The sequence below is a fragment of the Yinghuangia sp. YIM S10712 genome (assembly GCF_051388935.1).
In the GTDB taxonomy this organism is placed as follows: Bacteria; Actinomycetota; Actinomycetes; order Streptomycetales; family Streptomycetaceae; genus Yinghuangia.
The window spans coordinates 1-688 of record NZ_JBPKBI010000078.1 but is presented as its reverse complement, the minus strand read 5'-3'; the positions used below and the strand labels follow the sequence as shown (position 1 = coordinate 688).

1 protein-coding gene is annotated in these 688 nt (G+C 71.9%); it reads left to right on the top strand.

Annotated features, from left to right (window positions below; genetic code table 11):
- Nucleotides 1–688, top strand: a 688-nt coding sequence (locus ACRX5W_RS33275) for a ketoacyl-synthetase C-terminal extension domain-containing protein (protein ID WP_436792129.1), incomplete at both ends; no start/stop codon positions are given.

The following is a 688-nucleotide window of genomic DNA, read 5'->3' as shown; positions in this document are numbered from 1 at the left end:
CATCGGCCACACTCAGGCCGCGGCGGGCGTGGCCGGGGTCATCAAGACCGTCATGGCCATGCGCCACGGAGTGCTGCCGAAGACCCTGCACGTCGACGCCCCCACCCCGGCCGCCGACTGGTCCTCCGGGGACGTCGAACTCCTGACCGAGGCGCGGGAATGGCCCGCGCGCGACGGCCTACGCCGCGCGGGCGTCTCCGCGTTCGGCATCAGCGGCACCAACACCCACGTCATCCTGGAAGCCGAGGCCGATGCGGTGCCCGCCGACTCCCAGGACCGCGCAGCCGACACGGCTCCGAGGCTCGTGCCCTGGGTCGTATCCGGGCGCGGCGCCGGAGCACTGACACACCAGGCCGCCGCACTTGCCGAGTTCGTACGCGGCGACGGCGCAGCCGACCCGGTCGACGTCGCCTGGTCGCTGCTGACCACCCGAACCGTGTTCGAGGACCGGGCCGTGGTCCTCGGCGCCGACCGCGACCAACTCCTGACCCGGCTCGACGCGTTGGCGCAAGGCAACGACACGATCGGTGTCGTGCGCGGCGTCGCCGGCGAGGGAGCGCTCGGGGTGGTGTTCACCGGTCAAGGCGCGCAGCGGGTGGGGATGGGTTTGGGGTTGTGTGGGGCGTTTCCGGTGTTCGCGGAGGCGTTTGCGGCGGTGTGTTCCGAGTTGGATCCGTTGCTTGGGTGT